Source organism: Thalassospira sp. (assembly GCF_048059015.1).
Classification (GTDB): domain Bacteria; phylum Pseudomonadota; class Alphaproteobacteria; order Rhodospirillales; family Thalassospiraceae; genus Thalassospira.
Window position 1 is genome coordinate 1 of the sequence record NZ_JBLLNT010000010.1, and the last position, 25,000, is coordinate 25,000.

General features: G+C 53.9%; 29 protein-coding genes and 1 pseudogene (1 of these 30 cut by a window edge). 15 read left to right on the forward strand and 15 right to left on the reverse strand.

All coding sequences use genetic code 11. The features are described from left to right. The 3 genes from ACMZ66_RS13885 to rpsU form a co-directional block, all read right to left on the reverse strand. Positions 1–321, reverse strand: a 321-nt coding sequence (locus ACMZ66_RS13885; RefSeq protein ID WP_416937885.1) for a PepSY domain-containing protein, incomplete at its 3' end; no start/stop codon positions are given. A gap of 90 nt (positions 322–411) precedes the next feature. Beyond that, positions 412–795, reverse strand: a complete 384-nt coding sequence (locus ACMZ66_RS13890; RefSeq protein WP_416937887.1) for a hypothetical protein — start codon at positions 793–795, stop codon at positions 412–414. A gap of 254 nt (positions 796–1,049) precedes the next feature. After that, positions 1,050–1,253 (reverse strand): 30S ribosomal protein S21, encoded by a 204-nt coding sequence (gene rpsU, locus ACMZ66_RS13895; RefSeq protein WP_008891676.1) that lies wholly within the window; start codon positions 1,251–1,253, stop codon positions 1,050–1,052. A 365-nt stretch (positions 1,254–1,618) separates the two neighbouring features. Between rpsU and ACMZ66_RS13900 the strand changes: the two genes are divergently transcribed. From ACMZ66_RS13900 to ACMZ66_RS13915, 4 genes are read left to right on the forward strand one after another with little or no spacing between them, the layout of a single operon-like run. After that, positions 1,619–2,056, forward strand: a complete 438-nt coding sequence (locus ACMZ66_RS13900) for a hypothetical protein (protein ID WP_416937889.1) — start codon at positions 1,619–1,621, stop codon at positions 2,054–2,056. Then, complete coding sequence (locus ACMZ66_RS13905; protein ID WP_416937891.1) at positions 2,049–3,281, forward strand: HlyD family secretion protein; 1,233 nt, start codon at positions 2,049–2,051, stop codon at positions 3,279–3,281. Before ACMZ66_RS13900 ends, ACMZ66_RS13905 begins: the two co-directional genes overlap by 8 nt. A 53-nt stretch (positions 3,282–3,334) precedes the next feature. After that, positions 3,335–3,940, forward strand: a complete 606-nt coding sequence (def, locus tag ACMZ66_RS13910; protein WP_416937892.1) for a peptide deformylase — start codon at positions 3,335–3,337, stop codon at positions 3,938–3,940. A gap of 3 nt (positions 3,941–3,943) precedes the next feature. Further along, positions 3,944–4,639: a COQ9 family protein gene (locus ACMZ66_RS13915; protein ID WP_416937894.1), complete on the forward strand. Its 696-nt coding sequence runs from the start codon at positions 3,944–3,946 to the stop codon at positions 4,637–4,639. Between the two features lie 97 nt (positions 4,640–4,736). Here ACMZ66_RS13915 and ACMZ66_RS13920 read toward each other — a convergent pair whose 3' ends face one another. The 3 genes from ACMZ66_RS13920 to purE all read right to left on the reverse strand — a co-directional run bounded on the left by ACMZ66_RS13920 (position 4,737) and on the right by purE (position 7,299). After that, positions 4,737–5,426, reverse strand: coding sequence for a thermonuclease family protein (locus tag ACMZ66_RS13920; protein WP_416937896.1), 690 nt, complete (start codon positions 5,424–5,426; stop codon positions 4,737–4,739). A gap of 179 nt (positions 5,427–5,605) precedes the next feature. Then, positions 5,606–6,691: a 5-(carboxyamino)imidazole ribonucleotide synthase gene (locus ACMZ66_RS13925; RefSeq protein ID WP_416937898.1), complete on the reverse strand. Its 1,086-nt coding sequence runs from the start codon at positions 6,689–6,691 to the stop codon at positions 5,606–5,608. Positions 6,692–6,798: 107 nt separating this feature from the next. After that, the gene (gene purE, locus ACMZ66_RS13930; RefSeq protein ID WP_416937900.1) at positions 6,799–7,299 is read right to left on the reverse strand and encodes a 5-(carboxyamino)imidazole ribonucleotide mutase; all 501 of its coding nucleotides are present in this window, start codon (positions 7,297–7,299) and stop codon (positions 6,799–6,801) included. A 261-nt stretch (positions 7,300–7,560) separates the two neighbouring features. On the opposite strand from purE, the gene ACMZ66_RS13935 reads away from it, so the two are divergent. After that, on the forward strand, positions 7,561–8,394 hold the full coding sequence (locus ACMZ66_RS13935) for a GGDEF domain-containing protein (RefSeq protein ID WP_416937902.1): 834 nt from the start codon (positions 7,561–7,563) through the stop codon (positions 8,392–8,394). A gap of 203 nt (positions 8,395–8,597) precedes the next feature. Here ACMZ66_RS13935 and ACMZ66_RS13940 read toward each other — a convergent pair whose 3' ends face one another. Beyond that, on the reverse strand, positions 8,598–8,804 hold the full coding sequence (locus tag ACMZ66_RS13940; RefSeq protein ID WP_416937904.1) for a YdcH family protein: 207 nt from the start codon (positions 8,802–8,804) through the stop codon (positions 8,598–8,600). A 120-nt stretch (positions 8,805–8,924) separates the two neighbouring features. Here ACMZ66_RS13940 and ACMZ66_RS13945 point away from each other — a divergent pair, with 120 nt between their 5' ends. After that, positions 8,925–10,031 (forward strand): ATP-dependent 6-phosphofructokinase, encoded by a 1,107-nt coding sequence (locus ACMZ66_RS13945; RefSeq protein WP_416937906.1) that lies wholly within the window; start codon positions 8,925–8,927, stop codon positions 10,029–10,031. Between the two features lie 34 nt (positions 10,032–10,065). Next, complete coding sequence (locus tag ACMZ66_RS13950) at positions 10,066–10,533, forward strand: TIGR02444 family protein (RefSeq protein ID WP_416937908.1); 468 nt, start codon at positions 10,066–10,068, stop codon at positions 10,531–10,533. A gap of 3 nt (positions 10,534–10,536) precedes the next feature. On the opposite strand, the gene ACMZ66_RS13955 is transcribed toward ACMZ66_RS13950, so the two are convergent. Then, entirely contained in the window at positions 10,537–11,154 is a 618-nt protein-coding gene (locus ACMZ66_RS13955) for a UbiX family flavin prenyltransferase (protein ID WP_416937910.1), read from the reverse strand. A 115-nt stretch (positions 11,155–11,269) separates the two neighbouring features. Between ACMZ66_RS13955 and ACMZ66_RS13960 the strand changes: the two genes are divergently transcribed. Next, on the forward strand, positions 11,270–11,434 hold the full coding sequence (locus ACMZ66_RS13960) for a YdcH family protein (protein WP_416937912.1): 165 nt from the start codon (positions 11,270–11,272) through the stop codon (positions 11,432–11,434). Between the two features lie 335 nt (positions 11,435–11,769). After that, positions 11,770–13,728, forward strand: coding sequence for a propionyl-CoA synthetase (locus ACMZ66_RS13965; protein ID WP_416938206.1), 1,959 nt, complete (start codon positions 11,770–11,772; stop codon positions 13,726–13,728). A gap of 101 nt (positions 13,729–13,829) precedes the next feature. Here ACMZ66_RS13965 and ACMZ66_RS13970 read toward each other — a convergent pair whose 3' ends face one another. Continuing rightward, complete coding sequence (locus ACMZ66_RS13970) at positions 13,830–14,405, reverse strand: GNAT family N-acetyltransferase (protein WP_416937913.1); 576 nt, start codon at positions 14,403–14,405, stop codon at positions 13,830–13,832. A gap of 100 nt (positions 14,406–14,505) precedes the next feature. On the opposite strand from ACMZ66_RS13970, the pseudogene ACMZ66_RS13975 reads away from it, so the two are divergent. Next, positions 14,506–14,688: pseudogene (locus tag ACMZ66_RS13975) on the forward strand (LysR family transcriptional regulator); the annotation flags it as partial. Between the two features lie 60 nt (positions 14,689–14,748). Continuing rightward, a complete protein-coding gene (locus ACMZ66_RS13980) occupies positions 14,749–15,405 on the forward strand; it encodes a LysR family transcriptional regulator substrate-binding protein (RefSeq protein WP_416938208.1) in 657 nt (218 codons plus the stop codon). 29 nt (positions 15,406–15,434) lie between these two features. Here ACMZ66_RS13980 and ACMZ66_RS13985 read toward each other — a convergent pair whose 3' ends face one another. The 3 genes from ACMZ66_RS13985 to ACMZ66_RS13995 all read right to left on the reverse strand — a co-directional run bounded on the left by ACMZ66_RS13985 (position 15,435) and on the right by ACMZ66_RS13995 (position 18,405). Next, a complete protein-coding gene (locus ACMZ66_RS13985; RefSeq protein ID WP_416937915.1) occupies positions 15,435–16,244 on the reverse strand; it encodes a DeoR/GlpR family DNA-binding transcription regulator in 810 nt (269 codons plus the stop codon). Between the two features lie 169 nt (positions 16,245–16,413). After that, positions 16,414–17,094: a DUF1013 domain-containing protein gene (locus ACMZ66_RS13990; RefSeq protein ID WP_416937916.1), complete on the reverse strand. Its 681-nt coding sequence runs from the start codon at positions 17,092–17,094 to the stop codon at positions 16,414–16,416. A gap of 309 nt (positions 17,095–17,403) precedes the next feature. Then, on the reverse strand, positions 17,404–18,405 hold the full coding sequence (locus tag ACMZ66_RS13995) for an NAD(P)H-quinone oxidoreductase (RefSeq protein ID WP_416937918.1): 1,002 nt from the start codon (positions 18,403–18,405) through the stop codon (positions 17,404–17,406). Positions 18,406–18,492: 87 nt separating this feature from the next. Here ACMZ66_RS13995 and ACMZ66_RS14000 point away from each other — a divergent pair, with 87 nt between their 5' ends. Further along, a complete protein-coding gene (locus ACMZ66_RS14000) occupies positions 18,493–18,687 on the forward strand; it encodes a DUF1192 domain-containing protein (protein WP_416937920.1) in 195 nt (64 codons plus the stop codon). Between the two features lie 501 nt (positions 18,688–19,188). Beyond that, positions 19,189–19,632 carry a DUF1465 family protein gene (locus tag ACMZ66_RS14005; protein ID WP_416937921.1) on the forward strand — a complete coding sequence of 148 codons (444 nt, stop codon included), beginning with the start codon at positions 19,189–19,191 and terminating at the stop codon, positions 19,630–19,632. 124 nt (positions 19,633–19,756) lie between these two features. Here the strand turns inward: ACMZ66_RS14005 and ACMZ66_RS14010 are convergent, their stop codons facing one another. Next, positions 19,757–21,598: an adenylate/guanylate cyclase domain-containing protein gene (locus ACMZ66_RS14010; RefSeq protein ID WP_416937923.1), complete on the reverse strand. Its 1,842-nt coding sequence runs from the start codon at positions 21,596–21,598 to the stop codon at positions 19,757–19,759. 252 nt (positions 21,599–21,850) lie between these two features. Continuing rightward, entirely contained in the window at positions 21,851–22,075 is a 225-nt protein-coding gene (rpmE, locus tag ACMZ66_RS14015) for a 50S ribosomal protein L31 (RefSeq protein ID WP_068519706.1), read from the reverse strand. 277 nt (positions 22,076–22,352) lie between these two features. Between rpmE and cyaY the strand changes: the two genes are divergently transcribed. Further along, complete coding sequence (gene cyaY, locus ACMZ66_RS14020) at positions 22,353–22,685, forward strand: iron donor protein CyaY (RefSeq protein WP_416937924.1); 333 nt, start codon at positions 22,353–22,355, stop codon at positions 22,683–22,685. A 45-nt stretch (positions 22,686–22,730) separates the two neighbouring features. Next, on the forward strand, positions 22,731–24,527 hold the full coding sequence (locus ACMZ66_RS14025; RefSeq protein WP_416937925.1) for an ABC transporter transmembrane domain-containing protein: 1,797 nt from the start codon (positions 22,731–22,733) through the stop codon (positions 24,525–24,527). Positions 24,528–24,722: 195 nt separating this feature from the next. Here the strand turns inward: ACMZ66_RS14025 and ACMZ66_RS14030 are convergent, their stop codons facing one another. Next, positions 24,723–25,000, reverse strand: the end of a protein-coding gene (locus ACMZ66_RS14030) for a peptidoglycan DD-metalloendopeptidase family protein (protein ID WP_416937927.1). It continues 1,018 nt past the right edge of the window; 278 of the gene's 1,296 nt are visible here — the last part of the coding sequence; the start codon falls outside the window, past its right edge — the gene reads right to left on this strand; its stop codon occupies positions 24,723–24,725.

Here is a 25,000-nt window from a genome sequence, read left to right on the forward strand (position 1 = left end):
CATGGTGGCAAGATTGTCTTCAAGCGGGGCGATATATTGGCTGACCGATCCTTCGGGGAGGCTGTTGGCAGCGGCTTCTGCCTGCATGGTCAGAGACTGATGCTGACCGTTTGATGCCAGGATACGATCGCCAAAGCGTGTTTCGATGACATTGAAATACATCATCATCAGGCCGGTAACGGCCAACATCAAAAGAAACGGGACGACATAAAGCCCGGCATAAAAGTGCCAGCGCCAGGCGGCCATATAGAATTTGCGTGAAAGGGTGCGGTGATCGCGGTCGCGAACGGACGCATCCGCCGGGGCGGTTTGCTGGGGCATGGGATAAAACCTTTTTCATCGGAAATGCACAAAGAACCGCAGCTGCGCGATTTGATTTACGCGCATGCTGTGCGGCAAAGGATGGGCAGATCAGATGATGAAAGGCGGAGCGCGTGGGACAGCAGGCGTGTCATGCAGGCTTGCAGCCAATTCAACCCGCTTGGGCAAATGGGCGAAAACGCGCGTTGTGAATTCAATGCGTTCGGGGACAGCCGGATGACCAGGCAGGATCACCGCAGCCGCGATACGGCAGAATTCACAGGTTTCAAGCAGGCCTGCGGAATTGTCCGGGTCGCTGACCTGACCGCTTAGGCACAAGACAGGCAAGGTGCCATCGGGCAGGGCGTAATTGGCAAGATCGGCATTGGGGACGGGGCCAAAGGCGGCCAGCTTGTGCGAGACACCAACAAGCATCAGCGCGATCACGCATAAAATGCGGACCGTGAGCGTAAAGCGTGCTCGTAATGCTGGCATGAATTATCCCCCAAATGCTGTCATTGGTTGGTGTGCAATGACAGCTACGCACACCCCGTTTAGAGGGTTTCAAACATCAGCGCCATGACAATTGTCATGGGCGTGAAGTGCGTCACTGATTGGGAACTATAGGATGGGGACAAAAACCAAACCCGCCTGGATTGCTCCGAGGCGGGCTTGGCGCACGGGTCCGAACTTGGCAAGCCAAATTCGATCGTACAGTCACGTTCGAGATACCCCGAAAGTGAAAAAGACTAGAAGCCTTCGCGCTCGATGCGCTTACGCTCCAGCTTGCGGGCACGACGGATTGCTTCCGCCCCTTCGCGAGCTTTCTTCTCCGACGGCTTTTCAAAGTGGCGACGGAGTTTCATCTCACGGAAAATGCCCTCGCGCTGCATCTTTTTCTTAAGCGCTTTCAGAGCCTGATCGACATTGTTGTCGCGAACGATTACCTGCACGGAAACCACGCTCCTTTCAAAAAAACAAAAACACCCGGAGTGGCGGAATGCCCTCCGGTTGGATTTACGGTCAAGCTGACCGTGGCCTGTATATAGTGCAAACCAGCCAAAAAGAAAAGAGGGAAGGGGATATTCGCCTTTGACGTTTATTCATGGCTGGGCCGCAAAACGTCAGGGCAAAGCGCACTTTTAGCATGTCGGTTTCATGAATACGGTCATTGCGCGAAATATAAGGCCAAAATTAGCGTAAAAGTTGATATAGTGCTTTGACAAGATTGAGATATTGCCACGCGGGCATCGGGGCGAGCCATCTGAAATCATAACAATAATCCAGAGGTGGCTCGTATTCAGGTTGGGGTATCACGATGGAAAACTCATTGCGCGAAGCAGCAATTGCACATGCGCCCTTTTTCGTAACAGCGCCGGGTGAAACGGACGTTTTGTTCGTCGGGGTTGTCTGGTTTGTGGTTATTGCAGTGTTTCTTGTCGGCGCATTTTATCTGAGCTTGCATGCGCTACCGGAACGATTGGCCCATCATGCCAATCACACACAGATCCAACTTATTGGCATCCTTACGCTTTTGGCGTTGTTTACCCATAACAATGTCTTTTGGGTCGCGGCATTGGTGTTGGCGGTGATCAAGTTCCCTGACTTCATTTCGCCCATTCAGGCAATGGCAAATGCGCTGAAATCCTTAGCGCAGGCCAAAGGCGGGTTGGGCGAGTCGGTTCCTGACGGGGCAACGGCAGACGTAGGTACCACATCTGCAGAGACCACGAAAAAGGAGCACAAAGATGTTTGAGCTTCTTTTATGTTCGCTTTTTACCATTTTCCCCGATTACCTGATCCGCCGATACCGTCAGGGCAAGCGGATTGGTCATGAAATCACGCTGTTTTCAGTCTGGTACGAGCTTCGTTATGGCATTACCGCCTGCGCGATCCTGACGGTCAGTCTGATTTCGGTGATTTTCTATTTCCATCCATCGACCATGCATGTGCAGTCCTTTTTCCGCACGATCACGATCCTGCCGGAAAAGGGCGGACGGGTTGTCGAGATTTATGTCGATAACGATGATGTGGTGCGTGGCGGTGATCCGCTGTTTCGCATTGATAACCGGATCGAACGCGAAGCGGTTGCCATGGCAGAACAACGCATTGCCGAAATCAGGGCGCAGATGGCGGTTTCGCGCGCCGACCTTGCGGTGGCCGAAGGCAATTTGGAACAGGCGCGTGGTGCCTATAATCAGGTGCGCGATGAGCTTAAGGTTAAAGCCGATCTGCTGTCACGTGGGACCAATGCGGTATCCCGGCGCGAAGTTGAGCGGCTTGAAGTGTCTTTGACAACGCGTCAAGGCGGGCTGAATGCGGCCGAGGCCAGCATGAATGTCATTGAAACCAAACTCGAAAGTCTTCTTCCGGCGCAGCTTGCCAATGCGCAGGCTAGCCTCAGGTCCGCCGAGGCAGAGCTTTCCAAAACTGTGGTGCGCGCCGGTGTGGCTGGCAAGATCCAGCAATTTGCCCTTCAGGAAGGTGATTATGTCAGCCCGATCTTGCGCCCGGCCGGTATCCTGATCCCGCAAAAAGAAGGCGAGACGATTTATCAGGCGGGCTTTGACCAGATCGCAACACAGGTGATCAAGCCCGGTGTGATTACCGAGGTTGCCTGTGCGTCCCTTCCGTTTGAAATCATTCCGATGGTGATTACGGATGTGCAGCCAGTGATTGCCGCGGGCCAGTTCCGCCCAAGTGATCAACTGCTTGATATCACCGAACGGGCAAAGCCCGGCAGGTTCCTGGCCAAGATGTTGCCGCTTTATCCGGAAACGGTTGAAAACGTACCACTTGGCAGCAAGTGCGTAGCCAATGCCTATACCAACACCCATGACCAGCTTGAGAATCCTGATATCGGAACCGGTGAGTGGTTGTTCCTGCATATGGTTCAGACAGTTGGGGCGGTCCACGCGATCTTGCTGCGTGTTCAGACATTGTTGTGGCCAGTTCAGACATTGGTGCTGAGCGGTCACTAGAATTTGGGTTTTAGGGGCTTTACAGCCGGGCAATTTTGGTTGGATATAACGCTATGTCGATCCTTAAAATTGCCCGGATGGGCCACCCGGTTCTGCGCCGTGTTGCGGACCGGGTCGAAGACCCGCTTGATCCTGAAATTCAGCGCCTGATTGCTGATATGAAGGACACCATGAAAGATGCCGGGGGCGTTGGCCTTGCGGCACCACAGGTGTTTCAATCCAAGGCGATCATGGTCTATTACGTGCCAGCCTTGCGCAAAAGCGATGATCCAGATGATGGCGAAGTGCCTCTTAGCGTACTGATCAATCCGGAAATCGAGCCGGTTGGCGATGAAATCGTTGATGGATGGGAAGGCTGCCTATCCATTCCGGGGCTGCAGGGCGTGGTGCCGCGTTGGAACAAAATCCGTTATCGCGGGTTAAATGAACAGGGCGACGAAGTTGAAACCATCGCCGGTGGTTTCCATGCCCGTGTGGTCCAGCATGAATATGACCATTTGATCGGGGTGATGTATCCCGAACGTATGGAAGATATGACGCTGCTAGGGTTTAACGAGGAATTGCGCGAAAACCCGCCTGAGACTACCTTTAGGCAGTCCGCCGCGTCGGGCAGTGATGCCGACGAGACGGACGCGCATTCACGTGATGAGGAGGCCTGAATAATGTCTGTTGCCCAAAGCATGAGCCGTCTGCAAGCCCAGCGCGAAGCACTGGTTGCAGCAGCACTTGAGCATGTTCCATTTGATGGCTGGACCAAACAGGCGCTGCTTGCAGGTGCCGAGGACCTTGATCTGGCACCCGGTGAGGTTGATCGTTTGCTTCCCGACGGTATTCGGCAGGCGATCAAAACCTATGTCGAGCTGGTTGATCGCAAGATGCTGGTTGCCCTTGATGAAAAGGGCCTGGATGACATGAAAATCCGCGAACGGATTGCTACTGCGGTTCGAACCCGGCTTGAGCTGGTGGAAGATCAAAAGGATACCGTGCGTGCAGCGCTGGCCTATCTGGCATTGCCGCAGCATGCAGCCCTTGGTCTGAAACTGACCCATGGCACGGTTGACAAGATGTGGGTCGCGGCTGGTGACACCTCGACCGATCATAACTGGTACACCAAGCGCATGTTGCTTGCAGGTGTCTATGGATCAACGCTGGCCTATTGGCTAGATGATAAGTCCGAAGGCCATGCTGATAGCTGGGCGTTTCTGGATCGTCGTATTGGCAATGTCATGCAGATCCCGAAACTGACCGCAAAGCTTGGCAATGTTGGCAAACTTGCCACCGCCCCTTTCAAGCTTGGCTCCAAGCTGGCGCGCTGCGTGCCGACACCAGATCGTGTCCGTCGGCAGTTTGGTGTCTAAGCCCGCCAACAAGAGACCAGGATAAAAATGAAAAACGCCACCAAGCTTGAAGCTGGTGGCGTTTTGTTTTGTCGGGAAACTCTGGAAGACGTTCGGGTCAGAAGGTCTCGCTCAGGAAGCTCAGAACCGAGTTTTTCGGGGCATTGGCGCGTTCCATTTCCGCTGCCAGATCGACATCGATTGCCGGACGGGCGCCAAACAGATGATCGCGGCTGTTATCCGTTCCGCGCTCTTTGCGTTCGCGCGCATCATCCTTCGATTGATACTGTTCCGAGGTTGGCTTTGCTGCAAGGGCAACCAGTTCTGACGGTGGCGTGCCCATCCAGATGCCTTTGCGGTTTTCCTTGGCAAAGGCCTGATCACGTAAATAGGTCTCGCAGCTTGGATGGGTTTCGCAGCTGACCATGTCAACCATCGCCCAGCCTGCGCGCAGGATCAGGCGGTTCAGGTCATTCTGGCCAATGCGGCATTCGGTCAGCATCGGGAAAAGCTGCACATCCGATACCTGCTGACATTTGATGGCATAATTTTCAATGATGCGATCTAGGGCCTGGGCAGCGGCGGCACCGCACTGGAATTCAACCGATCCGGCCCGGCAGATCATGCCGGGTTTAGGCGCGCGAATGCCAAACAGTTCGACCACCAGATTGCCAAAGCGCAGCTTGTCGCCTTCAAGCACATCGGGGAAGCCAGCTGCACCGGGCGTGGTGGCATCGGCAGTATGCATACGGCTTTCCGTGGCAACCATGCCAAGGGCCATTGAAAGAATGATCAGAAGCTTCTTCATCACGTTCCATCCATTAAGAGTTTCCTGCCCCTACAACAGCAAATCCGATGCCAATTGACTGGGCATAAAATGCCAACCCGGTTTGATTGGCCATAACGCGATGAAACACATGTGAAAAAGCCCCGAACGCATGATGCGCCGGGGCTTTTTCGGAATGATCTAGGGCGGCGTGCGCCAGCTTATTTCGGCAGAACCCAGGTCACGTGACCCATTTTCCGACCGGCTTTTGCTTCGGCCTTGCCATAGAGATGCAGCTTTGCATTCGGCTCGGTCAAAATTGCCTGCCAGTCATCGATGTCATCACCAAGCAGGTTCTTCATACGCGCCTTGGAATGATGGGCAGGGTCGCCCAGCGGCAGGCCGCAAACAGCGCGAATGAACTGTTCGAACTGGCTGGTGATGCAGGCATCGATGGTCCAGTGACCGGAATTGTGCGGACGCGGGGCAACTTCATTGACCAGAATATCGCCATCGGTCGTGACAAACATCTCAACCGCCAGAAGACCGACGAACTCCATCGCATTGACGAGTTTGATCGCGATTTCTTCGGCCTTCTTCGACAGATCATCAGCGATCTCTGCCGGGGCAACCGTGACATCAAGAATGTGATTGGTATGGACGTTCTCAACCGGGCAGAAGCAGGCCGTATCGCCCTTAACGCCGCGTGCAACAATGACCGAGATTTCGCGTTCAAACGAAATGAAGCCTTCAAGAATGGCTTCGGCACCGCCCATCTCGTCCCAAGCAACGGCAAGATCGGTATCAGCGGCAATCTTGACCTGACCTTTACCGTCATAGCCAAGTTCAGTGGTTTTCAAAACCGACGGACGGCCAAGCTTGGCAACGGCTGCTTCAAGGTCTGCAAGTGAGCGAACGGCTTCAAACGGTGCAGTGCCGATGCCGTTTTCGTTGCAGAAGGTCTTTTCACGCAGACGGTTCTGGGAAATATGCAGGCATTTCCAGCCCGGACGGACCGGAACCAGATCGGATAGAAGCTTTACGCTGTCATGAGGAACGTTTTCGAACTCAAACGTCACCACATCGACGTCTTCGGCAAAGGCGCGCAATGCATCAAGGTCGGTGTAATCGGCAACGGTTGCCTTGGCACATACCTGTTCGGTCGGGCTATCGGCACCTGGACCAAAGACATGGACCTTGTAGCCCAATTCAGCCGCGCAGAACGCAGCCATTCGGCCAAGCTGGCCATTGCCCATGATGCCAATCGTGCTGCCCGGTGCGATTACGCGCGTGTCGAAATCCGTCATGTATTCCTCGATCAAAACTCTTCCCGGTGGGAAGGCGTTGCCAGGTACGGCAACCATCAAACGTGGTAGATAAACAAAAACGCGCCCGATTGGGCGCGCCTTTCACATCACAGGGCCGGATCAACCGGCTCGTCGGCGACCGATGCGGTCTGCTCTGCGCGCCAGTCATCTAGGCGGGCGGCAAGGCCATCATCCATCAGCGCCATGATTTCGGCTGCCATCAAACCGGCATTCTTTGCACCGGCAGAGCCAATCGCAAGGGTTCCGACCGGAACGCCGCCTGGCATCTGAACGATGGAAAGCAGGCTATCAAGGCCCTTAAGCGTGCGGCTCTGAACTGGAACACCCAACACCGGAAGCGGGGTCATGGCTGCTGCCATGCCCGGAAGGTGGGCGGCACCGCCAGCACCGGCAATGATAACTTTCAGTCCGCGCGATTTTGCCGTTTTGGCGTAATCATAAAGACGATCAGGCGTGCGATGGGCAGAGACGATTTTGGTCTCATACGGGACATTCAGCGCATCAAGGACATCTGCTGCATTTTTCATGGTTTCCCAGTCTGACTGGCTACCCATGATAATGCCGATGACCGGTGATTGATCGCTCATGATAGCGGCTCCGTTTCGGGCGGTTTCGTGAAGGGCCGCATTATATGCAGCGAAAACGATCATGCAAGCTTACTTGAAGGATTGTCGAACCTGCAAAACCGCTATATATCAGGCGCTGCTTATCAAGAAGTTCGAACTATTCCAAAGAGTAGCCAAGGCTATTCTTACTATGGATTGAAAATGGGGATGAACTGATTGCGTTTTTGACCTATTATTTACCATTAACTCATATAACTGTGCAGGTAGCACGGAAGGTCAGACATGAAAGTCACAAGACCCGGTTCGACAACACCCTCTATGGGGGGAGGGGATGGTAGATATCCATCAAATCCGTACGGTATCTTTGCCTATGGCAAGGATGCTGGCCAACGTCGTGCGCCGGCCCAACATACTGTTGATATCGACACCGGAAATTTGCCGGACCCTGAAGACGTTCCTCCGTTCCATACACCCGACATTGCCAATGTCCTTGGTATTCCCGACAATCAGGTAACGCCTGCGGTTGAACAGGCAATCGGTCGTTTGATGGTGCGGATCAACGGGCTGACGGAAAGCCTGTCGGATCTGAAGAAACGTCAGGTTCAATTGGCCCGATCCGAAGGCCGCGATCCGTTTACCGGTGCGCTCAGCCGTCCGGCATTCATGCAGATCCTTGAAAATGAAATCGCCCTTGTCGGTGCGGACCGCACAACCCGCACCGTTCTGATTTGCGAGCTGGCCAATCTTGAAGATATTCTTCAGCGCTATGGTCAGGAATGCAAAGACGGGCTGTTTAACTATGTTCGGCGCATCATGGCTGATTTCATCATGTCGCCGCATCATCTTGGATATCTGGGCTGCAACGACTTTGTCGCGCTGATGTATAATGTTGATAGCGATGATGTATGGCAGCGGGTTGATGCTATTGCCCGTTGGCTTGATCAGCATCCCTATTCACATAATGACAAGTGGATCAAGGTTGTGCCGGTCTTTGGGATGTATCAGGCCAAAAGCGGCGATACCCCGGCCTCGGTCCTGAACTCGGCTGATTCAGCCCTGCGTGCGCAAAAGGAAATGCGTCTCGCACAGCTTGATCGTATCCCTCAGGGGATCTGATCGCAGGCATTTTTAATGCTGCTTATGGCAAGGCCCCACCTTGCTTTCCTACCCTGATCTGACTTCCCCCAAAAATTACGCCCGACTTCCCATGCCAAGGTATGCGTGTTTTGTGCTGTCCATAGAAGCGGGCAGACAGCCAAAGCTTTGGGTCAAAATTTGATGAAATCGTCGGGGCAGATGGGTGCCGGATGGACCGGAATTCAGGCGATAATGTCAGGAACCAGCTGCGACTCGACGTAACGGATTTCGTCCTTAAGGGCCAGTTTGCGCTTTTTCATACGGCCAAGGCGCAATTGGTCGTGATGCGCAGTCTGAACCATTTGTTCGATGGCGATATCTAGATCGCGGTGTTCCTCGCGCAATGAAAGAAGTCTCTTTTCAATCTCGATCTGATTGATTTCGTCCATTTTTGATCCAGCTTAATAATCAACGCGAAGGTATACTGATAGTATCAGATAAGAGTTGGGCAACCCATATGATTTGTACCAATCTGTAAAACAATAATGGCTTCGTTGGGAAGGAAACTCATGCGGATCGGAATTTTGACCAGTGGTGGCGATTGTGCGGGCTTGAACGCCGTAATTCTGGCCGTCGTGCGGCGTGCAGTTCTTGGCTATGGCTGGGATGTCGTTGGCATCCGTCAGGGAACACATGGCCTGATGCAAGATCCACCTTCGGCGATTGATCTGAATGATCAGGTCAATAACGACGGGATGCTGCGTTTGGGCGGTACCATCCTTGGGACAGTCAATAAGGGCGATCCGTTCCACTATCCGATGCCTGATGGCAGCTTTGCCGACCGTTCCCAGGAAGTGATTGATGGCTATCACAAGCTTGGTCTTGATGCCCTGATCGGGGTTGGTGGTGATGGCAGCATGGCGATCCTGCATCGATTGGCCAAAATGGGCGGGATCAATCTGGTCGGTATTCCCAAGACCGTTGATAATGACCTTGCCCAGACCGAATATTCGATCGGCTTTACGACGGCGGTAAATGTTGCCACCGATGCGCTGGATCGATTGCAGCCCACGGCCGCATCCCATGATCGCATCATGATCCTCGAAGTCATGGGCCGTGATGCGGGCCATATTGCGCTCTTTGCCGGGGTGGCGGGTGGTGCTGATGTCATCCTGATCCCGGAGATGGATTATGATCTTGATGAGTTGACCCAGCATTGTCTCAATATCCGCAAAAGCGGCCGTAACCATGCGCTGGTGATCGTAGCCGAGGCCGTCAAACGCGATGACGGGGCGGCGGTGACATTGGGTGATGACGGGCAAAAGGTCCGCTATGGCGGGATTGGGCATTGGCTGGCTGATGAGCTGGGCGCACGGACCGGCTGGGAAACCCGTGTCACGGTGCTTGGCCATGTGCAGCGTGGCGGGACGCCATCACCACGTGACCGGGTCATTGCATCGGCCTTTGGTGTACATGCTGTTGATTTGATTGCACAAAAGCAGTTTGATCGCGTTGTTGTCTGGTCAAAGCGCAAAGTTAGCGATGTGGCGATGAAAGATGTTATTGTCGGTCCGCGTCTTGTCGATACGGCCGGTACAATGGTTTCAACCGCCAAGGGGCTTGGCGCCTATATCGGGCATCCACCGACGGTGACCCGCACGGCAAAGACCGTGTGATCCGAGCAAACAAAACAAACGATAAAGGTTGGGTATGGATAGGCAAGAAGTCTGGACCTTTACGGTCGGGATGTATGGCCGTGACGGTGTTGCAAAGCTGTGTCTTGAGTTGCAGGATCGCTGCGGGCTTGATGTGAACATGTTGCTGTTCATGTTCTTCCTTGGCCAGAAGGGACTGGCACCGCATAGCATCAGCGCGCTTGAGGACGCGGTGCGTGACTGGCGCGACAATGTGATCATTCCGCTGCGCCAGACCCGTCGTTTCCTGCGTGATCAGACGCGTCAAAGTGCGCAGGAGCTGCGCCAAAAGGTCAAATCCGACGAGTTACAGGCCGAACAGATCGAACAGCACATTCTGTGTGATGCGGTCCAACCTGTTCCCAGCAGCGACCCGTTTGCTGCTGCCAGCGCCTATTTGTCACCCAACCGGTTCGACCTGGATCAGGATGAATGTGATCAGGCGTTGGGTGAGCTCACCCGGCTGATGGGGTTTGATCGATAAGGTTTAGTCGCGGTTCTTTGGTTTGCCCGTAACAGGAATATGGTTGGCGGCGTCTTCATCACCCCAACGCGCAGTTTCGGGCAGATCAATGTCAAACAGGTCCAAAACCCGGCCGCAGCTTTGCGTCACCATTTCATCAAGCGATTGCGGGCGTGCATAGAAGGCCGGAACAGGCGGGGCAATGATGGCGCCGTTTTCGGTTGCCTGGGCCATATTGCGGATATGACCGGCATGAAGCGGGGTTTCGCGCACCATCAGCACCAAGCGGCGGCGTTCTTTAAGCATCACATCGGCAGCTCGCGCGATCAAATTGTCTGCGACTCCGCTTGCGACCTCGGCCAGAGACTTCATCGAGCACGGAGCGACAACCATTCCGCGGGTGCGAAAAGAACCGGATGCAATCGATGCTCCGATATCTGCGTTATCATGGAGGACGTCTGCCATCTCCTTGATTTCGCGGATTTTAAAATCGGTTTCATAGGCGATGGTGCGCTCGGCTGCCTTGGATAGAACCAGATGCGTTTCAACTGGCGTGTTTTTCAGCAGCTGTAAAAAGCGAATACCGTAAATCACCCCGGACGCGCCGGTTATGCCAATGATAAGTCGATCCTTTTGCGTCATGCCAATCCTTGCCAGACTGTGTTCTTGTTCACGATGTTGATCGAAACACTGGAAATCATGTTACGAAATTACTACCATCTTTATGTGGGCAATGTCAGATATAAGGAGTAGGCGAATGAGCGTTCAAAGCCACATCGAAGCTCTTACTGCCAAACATGCTGCACTTGAGCAGGAACTCCACCTCGAGACGCGCCGCCCGGCGCCCGACGATTCCGTTGTCGCAGACATTAAACGTCGCAAGCTTGAAATCAAGGACGAGATAAACCGAATAGCCCATTAGCCGTTCGGGCATGGCCAAACGCGTGATGAAAAACATGCGATCCACCATGCGGACGGTTTGACGACCTCATAGATTTCCTAACTCTTGCTTTGCCGCCTCCGATTGTCGCCCACGCGTGAGGCGGCAACTTTATGTCTGCGCTTCAAATCCTTCGGCGATACCCCAAGATAATTAACATGGTCTGAAATACATACGCGCAATTGGTCGATATCGATCATCGCGTTACTGTGTTTTGACTAATTGTAATCCGCAGAAAATGGCGGTTTACCCGGCATCTACCAATGTCTAAGGGGTAAGTTCGATTTAAATCGGTATTATGATGCCGATTTATGAGCATGTCACAAAAGACGCGTTCCATTTGGGCAAAAGACCCATCGCCGCGGGAGGATATTTCGCCAATGACCGGTCGCTATCAGCAAATCTATGATCGCTCCATTTCGGATAAGGAAGGGTTCTGGGCAGACGCTGCCGAGGGCATTTCATGGTATCGGAAATGGGACCGCGTTCTGGATGACAGCAACGCACCATTTTATCGCTGGTTCACCGGTGGCGAGGTTAATACCTGCTACAACGCGCTTGATCGTCATATCGAAAACGGTCGCGGTGATCAGGCAGCCCTGATCTATGACAGCCCGGTTACCAATACGGTTGAGACCTTTACCTATTCCCAGATGCGTGACGAAGTCGCCCGCCTTGCCGGTGCCTTGCATGCGCGCGGTGTGACCAAGGGCGATCGCGTTATAATCTATATGCCGATGATCCCGCAGGCCGCGATGGCAATGCTCGCCTGTGCGCGTATCGGTGCAATCCATTCGGTGGTGTTCGGCGGATTTGCCTCAAACGAGTTGGCGACCCGCATCAATGACGCCAAACCGAAAATGATCCTGTCTGCGAGTTGTGGCATCGAAGGATCGCGCGTAATCGAATACAAGCCGCTTCTGGACAAAGCGATTGCCATGGCGGACGACAAACCCGAAAGCGTGATCCTTTACCAGCGCCCGCAAAGCGACGCGCTTCTGATTGACGGGCGCGATTATGATTGGGCGGTGGAATGTGCGAAGGCTGCCCCGTCTGATTGTGTGCCGGTAGCGGCAACCGATCCGCTTTATATTCTGTATACCTCCGGCACGACCGGGCAGCCAAAGGGCGTTGTGCGCGACAATGGCGGGCACATGGTGGCGCTGAACTGGTCGATGAAGAACATCTATGATGTCGAGGCCGGGGATGTGTATTGGGCCGCATCCGATGTTGGCTGGGTGGTTGGCCATTCCTATATCGTCTATGCGCCGCTTTTGGCTGGTTGCACCACGGTGATGTATGAAGGCAAACCGGTCGGAACCCCGGATGCGGGTGCGTTCTGGCGCGTGATTTCCCAGCATAAGGTCAAAGTCCTGTTCACCGCGCCAACCGCGTTTCGCGCGATCAAACGCGATGACCCCAAAGCAGCCCATATGGCTAATTATGACCTTAGCTGTCTTAAGGCGCTTTATCTGGCCGGTGAACGTTCAGACCCCGATACCCTGCAATGGGCAGAAAACAGTCTGGGTGTGCCGGTGATTGACCATTGGTGGCAGACTGAAACCGGCTGGTCGATCTGTGCCAACCCGCGCGGGATTGAGCTGCTTCCGATCAAGTATGGCTCGCCAACTGTTGCGGCGTGCGGTTGGGATATTCAGGTTCTCGATGAAGCCGGAAAGCCGCTTGAGCGCGGAAAGATCGGCGCATTGGCGGCCAAATTGCCGCTGCCACCGGGGACGCTTCCGACCCTTTGGCAGAACGAAGACCGATTTAAGTCATCCTATCTTGAAGAATTCCCGGGCTTTTATGCCACGGGGGATGCGGGATTCATCGATGAAGATGGTTATATCTATGTCATGTCACGCACGGACGACATCATCAATGTCGCCGGTCACCGTTTGTCGACCGGGGCGATGGAAGAAGTTCTTTCTGGGCATCAGGATGTTGCCGAATGTGCAGTCATTGGTGTGCATGACGATCTTAAGGGGCAATTGCCACTTGGTTTTATTGTTCTGAAATCCGGTGTCAGCCGTCCACATGACGCGATCTTGGCCGAAGTCGTAGCGATGGTGCGTGATCAAATCGGCCCGGTAGCCGCTTTCAAGCAGGCAACGGTTGTCGATCGCTTGCCAAAAACCAGATCGGGCAAGATCCTTCGCAAAACCATGCGCTCGATTGCTGATGGTGAAAGCTACAACACGCCAGCAACGATTGATGATCCATCGATCCTGCCAGAAATCGCCGAGGCGCTGAAAGAGATCGGCTACGCCAAGTAATCCCCAACGAATGTGAACTCCCGCTCCCACACCCACGGAGCTTACTTGCACCCGCTTTGCTTCCATAAGCGGGTGCATTTTTATCTGGGGTTTGGCGTGTCTCAGGCCTTGGGGATGATCGGGTTATGATCGCCAAGCGGACGTTGCATCAAAACGGAATCCAGCCAGCGATCAAATTTGAAGCCAACCTTTTTGAATGTCCCGACCATCTCAAAGCCGTGGCGTTCATGAAGGGAGATGGAGGCGGCATTTTCGCTATCGCCAATGGCGGCAACCATCTGGCGCCAGGGACCCGCTTCGCAGCGATCAATCAGGACCTTCATCAATTTGCTGCCAATACCCTTTCCAACGCAGTCCGGTGCGACATAGATCGAGTTTTCAACCGTATGCCGATAGGCCGTACGCGGGCGATAGGTGCTGGCATAGCAATAGCCGACAATGACACCGCCCAGGATCGCGACCAGATAGGGCATGTCTTTTGCCCGGATGGCGTTAAACCGGTTGGCAATTTCATCGGCATCTGGCGGCGTTTCTTCAAAGGATGCGGTCCCGTTCAGAACATGATGACGATAGATCGCGGTAATGGCCGGGATATCATCAAGTACGGCATCACGCAGGGTGATCGTATTCCCCGAAATATTTGCAGACGGGCTATTGGCGTCGATGGTCAGGCTCATGGTCTTATCCGGTGTTGAAGATGTTTGATCTGACAATACGATCAAACATGTCATAAGATAAGATTTGATAAATTATGCAGATCATAAGGAATAGTTTGATATGCGCGCGCTTAATCTGGATCAGCTTCATTCCTTTGCCGATGTGATTTCGCTGGGCAGTTTTTCAGCCGCAGCGGACAAGCTTAACCTGAGTCAACCTGCGATCAGCCAGCAAATCCGACAGCTTGAAAGCAAGATGGGTGTTAAGCTTGTCGAGCGTGTTGGCAAGCGTGCCGAAGCTACCCCGGCGGGGCAGGCGCTATTGGCGCATATTGGTACTATTGATGCCTCTGTCCGTGCGGCAATGGATTCTGTTTCAAGCTATGCCAGCGGTACCGCCGGGCAGGTTCGGATTGGCACCGGCGCGACGGCATGTATCTATTTTCTGCCTGCGATCCTTGAACAGCTTCAGCGGCGCTTTCCAAAACTTGAAATCATGGTGCGAACCGGCAATGCCAATGACATTGTTCGTGCGATTGAAGATAACCAACTTGATCTTGGGCTTGTCACCATGCCGTGCGGCGGACGGAGCTTGTCCGTCACACCTATCATGACCGATCCGTTTGTCGCGATTTTCCCGGCCGATGCGGATGTGCCCGATATCGTCGTGCCACAGGATTTTCAGGATCGGCCGCTTGTTCTCTATGAGCGCGGTGGATTGACCCGCACCCTCGTCGATGGCTGGCTGCGCGATGCCGGGGTTACCGGGCATTCGGTGATGGAACTTGGCAGCGTGGAAGCCATCCGCGAGCTGGTCGGTGCCGGGATCGGCGCGACGATCCTGCCGGAAATGGGGGCTAGACCGGATCGAACACAGTTTCCGATCAAGACGCGGCCGCTATCCCCGCCATTGGCGCGCGATCTGGCATTGGTGATGCGAAGGGATAAAACCCTGACACCGGGGCTTAAGGCCGTGCGCAACAGTCTGACGACAGCCGCCAGTGACCGCGCCAAGCAATGATGCGGTCACTTGGTACTGGTTTTAGGTGATCAGTTATCGTCAGAGATAAAGATCGTCGGGAAATCGGCATTAGGTTCGGGCACATGAAGGGCCACACCAGATTTCGCGATCATCTGTTCGATATGATCCGGTGGCGGGCAATCGGTAAAGAATGCGCTGACATCGGTTACTGAGCCACCACGAACAACAGCGTTGCGGCCAAACTTGGTGTGGTCAGCCACCAGATAGGATTTTCGTGCGTTCTTCAGGATTGCCGAACGTGCGCGGACTTCCTGTTCGTCGAAGTCAAGCAGACTGCCATCGGGATCAATGCCACCGACACCGAAGATGCCGTAATCGACCTTATAGCTGTTGAAAAACGCCTCAACCTCAGGACCCAGAACGTCCCGGTCCCGGTTGCGCAGACGTCCACCAATCAGGGTGACGTCAAAGCTGTCATTGGTGGCTGCGACATAGGCCACGTTCAGGTTGTTGGTAAAGATGCGCAGATCGCGATGCTGCAAAAGCGCACTGGCAACCAATTCGGGTGTGGTGCCGATTGAAAAGAACAGCGACGCCCCATTGGGGATTTCACGCGCAACGAGGGCTGCGATCTTACGCTTTTCATTGACGTTGAGCACCTTACGCGCGCGATAGGCGATGTTTTCGTGTTCAAGGGCTGGTTCAACCCCGCCATGGCGGCGGCGAAGCAATCCTTCGTCACACAGCGCGTTAACATCACGGCGGATGGTTTGCGGGGTTACATCAAAGCGTTCTGCAAGCTGTTCGATGGTACGGAAACCATCAGCACGGACAAGTTCAACAATGCCAGCTTGGCGTTCGGTCGGACGTTTTTGCATGGAAACGTTTCTTCGGTGTTGTTCGTCTGAAATCAGGCGAATGGTATGCAGCATCTATGTCGGTTGCGTTACGGTTTAACGGCAATCCTGTGAAACAAACCTTACGCAATTAATTGCCTGAGTAACAAACAAAAAAAGGGCCGCCCGATGGGCAGCCCTTTGAATTTGATCAGGAACGGAAGAGATTTTCTGCCGCTTCCATGTAGTCGGAAGTCGTCGGCTCGTCTTTCTTCTCTTCGCTCTTCTTGCCCGGATAATCCGGTTCCGGATTGATCTGCAGTTCTTCTGGTAGCGGATCCGGCTCGACATCCTTGGCGATCTTTTCCGGGTTCTTCGAACGCGCGATCACGACCTGCTTTTCAAGGTCAAGCTCGGTGCAAAGGCCCATGGTAACCGGGTTACGCGGGGTCAGGTTCGCGGAATTCCAGTGGCTGCGATCACGGATCTTGCCGATGGTGTCCTTGGTGGTGCCGATCAGTTTGCAAACCTGAGCGTCCGACAGCTCCGGGTGATGCTTAAGCAGCCACGCAATCGCGTTCGGGCGATCCTGGCGCTTGGAAACCGGGGTGTAACGTGCACCTTTGGCCTGCGCGCGCGGGCGTGGCAGGTCGGTTTTTGCCATTTTCAGGAATTCGCGCGGGTCTTTTTCGCAACGCGCGATTTCGTCCTTGGTCAGCTGACCATTGGCAACCGGGTCAAGGCCAACAATGCCCTGTCCAACATCGCCATCGGCGATTGCCTGAATCTCGAGCTCGTGCAGCTCGGTAAAGGCAGCAATCTGCCGGAACGACAAGCCGGTATTGTCGATAAGCCATACGGCCGTTGCTTTGGGCATGAGGGGCTGTGCCATAATTCCTCCTGTTTCCTTCTTTCTCTCTGGAGACCGGCAATGGGTATAAGGCCCAAAAAGCGCGGGAATGTTTGCCCCAGAATATAATCTCTTTTGGTGGTCCGGCAATGCTGCAACTGCAAACCATGGGTTCACCCAAGGCTGCTGCGCATCGTCGGACCCGCCATTGCGTTCTTTTCGATCAATGTGCGGGTAAATGCAACAATCTGTTGCGGTCGCATGAAAAGAATATTTCTTCGCAAACCGCAAGCATCGTCATGTTGCCATGGATTGGTCTGATAAAGCTCTCAGACCTTCGTCCATAAACGATCAGTCAACTTCAAGTATCACTTTTCCGATGTGCGCGCCACCCTTCAATATGGCATGGGCATCGGCTGCTTTTGCAAGCGGGACGGTCTGATAAATCACCGGCGCAATTTTCCCAGCATTAAGCAACGGCCAGACCTGATTGCGAAGTGCGTTGGCAATCGCGCCCTTGTTGGCAACCGGCTGTGCACGAAGGGTCGATCCCATCAATGTCAGGCGTTTTAGCAAAAGCGGCGTGAAGTTGGTTTCAGCTTTTGGCCCGCGCAAAAAGGCGATGATCAGGATGCGGCCTTCAAAGGCGGCTGCCTTGAAATTGCGGCTGACATAGTCGCCCGCCACCATATCAAGGATCACGTCAGCGCCCTTGCCATCGGTTGCGGTTTTAACCTCCTCAACGAAGTCCTGCGTTTTGTAATTGATGGCGATATCCGCACCCAGGTCACGACAGGCTTGGCATTTCTCATCCGATCCTGCGGTGGCGATGACCTTTGCGCCAAACGCCTTGGCAAGCTGGATTGCGGTTGTGCCGATACCAGATGTCCCGCCATGGACCAAAAATGTCTCACCGGCCTTAAGCTGTGCCTTGTCAAAAACGTTATGCCAGACCGTGAAGAACGTCTCGGGCAAGCCTGCAGCTTCAATCATGCCAAGGCCACCCGGGATCGGAAGACATTGTGCTGCGGGAACGGCGGCATATTGCGCGTAGCCACCACCGGTCACCAGCGCACAAATCTGATCGCCAACTTTCCAGTCTGTAACATTGGAACCAATTGCGACAATTTCACCTGCCAGTTCCAAGCCCGGGATTTCAGATGCGCCGGGCGGGGGCGGGTACATGCCAACCACCTGCATCAGGTCAGGCCGGTTGACGCCCGAAGCCTTTACGCGCACCAAAACATCCTCCGCCCCATATTGCGGCATGGCGGCTTCGCCCAGCGCAAGGTACGGGGTTTCGGTGTCTTTGCGGATCTCAATCGCTTTCATCTGGGCGGGAAAATCGGACATAGACTTGGTAACCTCGGTGGCGAAGATGATGATTTATAACTATCTAGTCAGTCTGATGATTGAAAGCCTGTTTCAGAATAAAGGAGGATGATCGTGAATGAAGATGATCTTGCACTCGCCAAGGCCGGTGAATTCGGTTTGCCGCGTAACCTTGATGGTATGTCGGTTGAAAGCCTGAAAGACTACCGTGTGGCTCTGGAGCAGGAAATTAAACATGTTGATAATGCGCTGACCCATCGCAAAGGGGCAGCGGCAGGTGCCGAGGCATTATTCAAGAATTGACCCAAGAGGAGGGGCAGAACAGGAACGCTCGTTCTTCCGGCTTTCCAAATACTAGACGCAAGGATAATTTTTTTAAACCTGGGGTTAATTGAAATTTAAACTTGTCGTCTTATATGTGGAATAGAGGGTCATCTGTTGACCCCCTTGTCGAACGTGATGTTTCGATGCCTCCCTGTTAAACTGAGCCGCCCTTTTTGGGCGGTTCTTTTTATTTATACTTATTCCGCAAAGTCTTATGTGCTGCGTTGTGCGCGGGTTCTGGCGCGTCGCCTTGGATTAAGGCGCAAATGAGTACGGGTTAATACGTATTGTCACAATTGTGCAATTAATAGCCTTGACCGCTTATGAACCGCTGGCTAAAGTTCGGCCCACAAGAAAAACAAAACCAAAAAGTCCGGCAAGTTTAGCAGGTTGAGGTGAGACCGCCCCGAAAGTGGGCGGTCTTTCTATTTGGTGGCTCCCTGACTTGAAGCAGCCCCGCCAATTCCCAATATGAACAGGATGACACACGAGCATCCACCGGCGTCTGAAGCGGCGTCGTACCAAAGCAATTTCGCGGTAGTTCACTTTTCGCGCACCTATGACGAGGCCTTTACCTTACTCGTGGAGGCAAGGAATTATCTCTCTGCTCATCGGGGCCGAAACAGGGGACGTAACCGGGAAGCCATCGCACAATGCGTGGAAGAAATGCGTATGACCACGCGTTTGATCCGGGCGATGGCGTGGCTTTTGACGGTGCGTGCTGTCGAAGAAGGCGAAATGAACTGGGACGAGGCCGTCGATGTTGATGATCTGATGGTCGATTTGCGCGTTTGCATCGATGATCACCGCGATGATTGCGGTTTGCTTTCCCCGGCATTGATGGACTTGATGGGGCGTGCGCGCGCGCTTTATATGCGCACAGCCCGCATGGAGCTTCAGGTTGCTGCGCGTTGCAGCGGCTAAGCAAACCACATCCAGTCGTTTGAAATCATTTCCGCCTTGGCTCGTTATCCTCAAGTCCGTGCCAAAAACAAAAACGCCCGCAAGACTTCTCTTACGGGCGTTGTTTATTGGATATCGGCGCTAATCAGGTGCGCGACTGAACCTGGAAGACCTCAATCGGATCCGAGAAGCCCTTCATCTGGCGGGTGCCTTGGGAAATGAACTTGGCCCGGCTGCCGCTATAGGTGTTCTTGACGTTCTCAGACACCAGCGTCTCATCGCCGCCCGCCTGTGCACAGACACGCGCAGCAAGCTGCACAACACTGCCAAACAGATCGTTTTCCTCGGCGATGGCTTCACCGGCATTGATACCGATACGGATCTGGAACTTCATATCCTGGCTTGAATTGTGGGTCGCCATGTTCTTCTGGATTTCAATTGCGGCTTCGACCGAACTTGCAGAAGACGGGAACACAGCCATGATGCCGTCGCCCATATGTTTGACTTCCTTGCCATAGTTATTGATCAGGGCCGTGCGCACGATCTGGTTATGAATATGAACCATCTGTTGCGCGCCATGATCGCCCAGTTCCTGGGTTTTGGCGGTGGAATTGACGATATCGGTGAACATCAATGCATGAAGCTTCTTGCCGGCACCGGCTTGCGGACCAGCTGCGGGCTTTTCGCTCCAATCGGCGATGGCGCGTGAAACCGATGTGGTGATGCTTTTCTCATCCTTGATATAGGCATCCATCGACTTGCGACCGGCGCCGTACATATCCTTGTATTTCGGCTCAAGGATATAGTCGTCTACATTCTTGCAAAATGTATCGGCCATGCTCTTGTTCGCACCCAGCGCAGAAATACAGTCACGCAGGATGTTGCGGCCGTCTTTCTGATCAAGCGCGTGTTTCTCACTGCAGGCATCGCACGCACCAGCGACATACAAGTTCACACCAAACTTGTGATAGGCATCCAATGTGGGAACCGTACGCTGGATCGCATCCATGGAACCGGAAATGAACGCCTTCATCTGATCACGGGTGTCGCGCATGTCGCGCGTTTCAACCAAGGGCTTGCTGGGGCGATCATCGCCTCCATCATCAGATGTGCTGTTCTCTTCGACCGTTGCGTGTTCTGCAGAACTTGGGCTTTCCTCTACACCGTCCACGTCATTGGCAAGTTCCTTTGCCATTTCAGCAGCCGATTTACGTGTTGCATCACTGCCAGCGATATTGCGCCCGGCACGCGCCTGCGGTGCGCGTGATGATTTTCCGGATGCCTGCCGTGCGGCGCGCGGTCTACGCGGTGCCCGGCCTTTGAACTTTTTGGTCAGCGTCATCAACATCGGAACGACACTGGCAAGGAAACCAACTGTGAAGGATATGAAGTTGGCCTTATCATAAAAGCCCTGGCTGATATTCATGCCCATGCCGGGCAGATATTCCAGACCTTTGGCCGACAGAAGCATGGTGGCAAGGCCAATCGCAATCGCCATGCAAAAGGCAATCATCAGCTTAAGCGCAAGGCCAACAATGCTTTGGCCCTCATCAGCCGCAGCGGTACGCCGTGCAGCCGCGATGGCGGCTTTGGCGTCGACCTTGTCTTCGCTGTCTGAGTTGCTGTCATCAGATTTGCTGTCAAATGACGGGGCAGGGGACGGGGCTGATCGATTGGCTTGCGGGGCTGCCTTGGTGACCGGGCGCTTGCGCTTATTGGCGGCGGCTTCGATGGCGGCATTTTCCAACTTGCCCTGACCACGTGTTTCATACACGACATATTCGTCAGAGTTGTTGGTTTCGTGATTATAAACCTCACGAATTACCTTAACACCCGTAACGTGGTTCGCACGTTCGATCTGCTTGGCTTCTTCTTCCGCCTGTTTCTTCTGCGTACCAGTAAAGTGGCCGTGGATTTGCCAACGGCCTGATCGGTCTTTTACATAGACCTCATAACTAACCTGGTTACGCGCTGCCACTTGGTTCATCAATATGCCTAGTTTACCCGCACGAGAATAGGCAGCGACTCTTAGGCCACCTTATCCTAACGAATGGGATTATGGCAAAAAAATGCCCGAATAACTATTAGATATGGTGCATGGCAGATGCTAGTTGAAGTCATCCTAGGGTTTTTAGACTTCTGCGCACCACCTATTTCGCACTCGCAAAAGAAAAACGCCCGCAGCATCAATAAGATGCGGCGGGCGCTGATCCCACAGAACACATAATGTGTTCTTTGCTTAGTTGCCGATATTGAAACCAGCGAAGCGCTTTTTGAACTTAGCAAGCTGCCCGCCGCTGTCCAGAAGACGGTGAACACCAGTCCAAGCCGGGTGGCTTTTCGGATCGATGTCGAGCTTCATCACGTCGCCCGGATTGCCCCAGGTCGACTGCGTGGTGAAGGTGCTGCCGTCAGTCATCTGAACGGTGATCTCATGGTAATCGGGATGGATATCTTTTTTCATCGCCTATCACTCCGGAATTTGAAGCGCGGTGTATAGTGTAAAAAATCGGCTCGCGCAACCCCTGTAACCGGTAATTATCCGATTTACGTCAATTGAGGGGAGTGCAGTAGCGATCGAGCGGTCGTTTAGCAGCCAGCGGCCCACGTTTCAAGCTTTTCTCGCACGGGTCTTCTTATGCATACTTGCACAGCACTCTTTATATAGTATGGTGCGCCAACAATTGATTATCGCCTTGCCGGGGGCGGATTACCCCCGATGACAGACGGAGAACAAGACTGTGGCCCTTGAGGAAACCCGCTTCCATCAGATTGCAGACGAAACCATCGAGACTCTCTCTGATATCATTGATGACGCGCTGGGCGATGACCTTGAAGTCGATTTGCAGTCGGGAATCCTGACAATCGAACTCGATTCGGGCGAACAATTCATCATCAACAAGCACGGTCCCAACCGTCAGGTATGGCTTTCATCCCCGGTGAGTGGCGCAAGTCACTACGACTTTGACGAGGACAATGAAACCTGGACCTCGACCCGTGGCTCGACCACGCTCAATGATCAGCTCGCAACTGATCTTGCGGTCAAAACCGGAAACAAGCTTGATCTCGGCTAAGCCCTGATCTGTCCTGTGGTCCCTTTTCGTACGGGATAAAGTGCCTTGGCGCGTACACCAACTGCTTCTGCAAAGCTTTCTGATCGTGAAACCAGCCGGAACTTTTCCGCGCTGCGGGTGATTGTACCGTTTGTCACGAAATATCGTTTGCAGGTGATTGGTGCGCTGATTGCACTTGTGACCGCATCTGGCACCGTCCTTGCCATGGGCAATGGCCTGCGCATGTTGGTCGACGAAGGCTTTGCCGAAGGCGACGGTGCACTTCTTGATCGTGCGCTGTTTGTCCTGTTTGCTGTGACGCTTCTTTTGGCCGGTGCCAGCTATATGCGGTTTTTCCTGGTCTCCTGGATCGGGGAAAGGGTGGTGGCTGATATCCGCTCAGCGGTGTATCGCCATATCATTCGTCTTGATACAGCCTTCTTTGAGGTCACCCGTACCGGCGAGGTGCTTTCGCGTCTTACCACCGACACCACGTTGCTTCAGGCCGTCATTGGCTCAAGCGTCTCGATTGCGCTTCGCAATGCGCTGATGTTTGTCGGTGGTTTGACGATGCTTGCCATCACCAGCCCGAAACTGACCGCACTTGTTCTTTTGGTCGTGCCGCTCGTTATTGTGCCGATCATTGGCTATGGCCGTCGTGTGCGCCGCCTGTCGCGCGAATTACAGGATCGAGTTGCCGATGTAAGCGCGTTTTCCGAAGAAACGCTCAACGCACTGCGCACGGTTCAGGCCTATACCCACGAAGAAATCGAAAGCGGGCGCTTTAACACCCATGTTGAAGGGGCCTTCAAAACCGCCGTTGCCCGAATTTCTGCCCGCGCACTTCTAACCGCGATTGTCATCGTCATGGTGTTTGGCGCGGTCGGAACGATCCTTTGGATTGGTGGTCATGATGTTCTTGATGGCACGATCTCGGCTGGCGAGCTTTCAGCCTTTGTCTTTTATGCCGTCGTTGTCGCCGGATCCGTTGGTGCCATTAGCGAAGTGATCGGCGATTTACAGCGTGCGGCAGGTGCGGCTGAACGTCTTGTCGCCCTTCTTGCTACTGAACCTGCGATCAAGGCACCGGAAAACCCGGTGGCGCTGCCGGTCCCGCATCAGGGACATGTCAGTTTCGAAGACGTAACTTTCCATTATCCAGCCCGCCCGGATACGTCTGCACTCGAAGGGCTCAGTCTTTCCGTCGCACCGGGTGAAACGGTTGCCCTTGTCGGTCCGTCCGGTGCGGGTAAGACAACCGTCTTCCAGCTTCTTCTGCGTTTCTATGACCCGGCGCAAGGCGCGATCCGTGTCGATGGTGTCGATATCCGCAATGCCGACCCGGTTGATGTGCGTGAGCGCATTGGTCTGGTGGCGCAGGATCCGGTGATCTTTGCTGCCAATGCTTGGGACAATATCCGCTATGGTCGCCCGGGTGCCAGTGATGAAGATGTTCGCGCGGCGGCCGATGCCGCTCATGCCAGCGAGTTCCTTGATCGTCTTCCGGATGGCTTTAACACCTTCCTTGGTGAAAAGGGCGTACGTCTTTCCGGTGGTCAGCGTCAGCGTATTGCCATTGCCCGTGCGATCCTGCGCAACCCGACGATCCTGTTGCTGGATGAAGCAACCAGCGCATTGGATGCTGAAAGCGAACAGGTGGTTCAGACAGCACTTGAAACCATCATGGCGCAGCGCACGACCCTTGTGATTGCCCATCGCCTGTCAACCGTGCTGCATGCCGACCGGATTGCCGTGATTGATGATGGCAAGCTCGTTGCGATTGGCACGCATCAGGAACTGATGGAAAGCTCACCGCTTTATGGCCGCTTGGCCAAGCTTCAATTTGATCGTGACGCTGCCTGATCTTTGGATAGCTTAGTCCTCAAAGTATAAGCCCCGACCAATGGTTCGGGGCTTTTATATGTCTGGGCACTGGTTGAGTTTTAAGTGGGCACTATGCCCAGCAGGGGAGCGGAGCATGCCTAGCTTCCGATGTAGCGGCTAACAAAAAAAGCCCGCCGTAATGGCGGGCTTTGAATGCTTTCGATCTGCCTTGCCTTAGTCGGCGCTGGCGATCTTTCTGTTATCAAGCGACAGCTCGGCATATTGCTTGCGCAGGATATCCGCATCGGCCAGGAAGGTATCAAGCTCTTCGCCCTTAAGCTTCTTGCCACTTGGCATCTTGATCTTGATCGGGTTGACCTGAACGTTGTTTTTCAGGATCTCGTAATGCAGGTGTGGGCCAGTCGAACGGCCAGTCGTGCCGACATAGCCAATCACATCGCCCTGTTTGACGCGGGCACCCTGTTTCAGACCTTTGGCAAAGCCTTTCATAT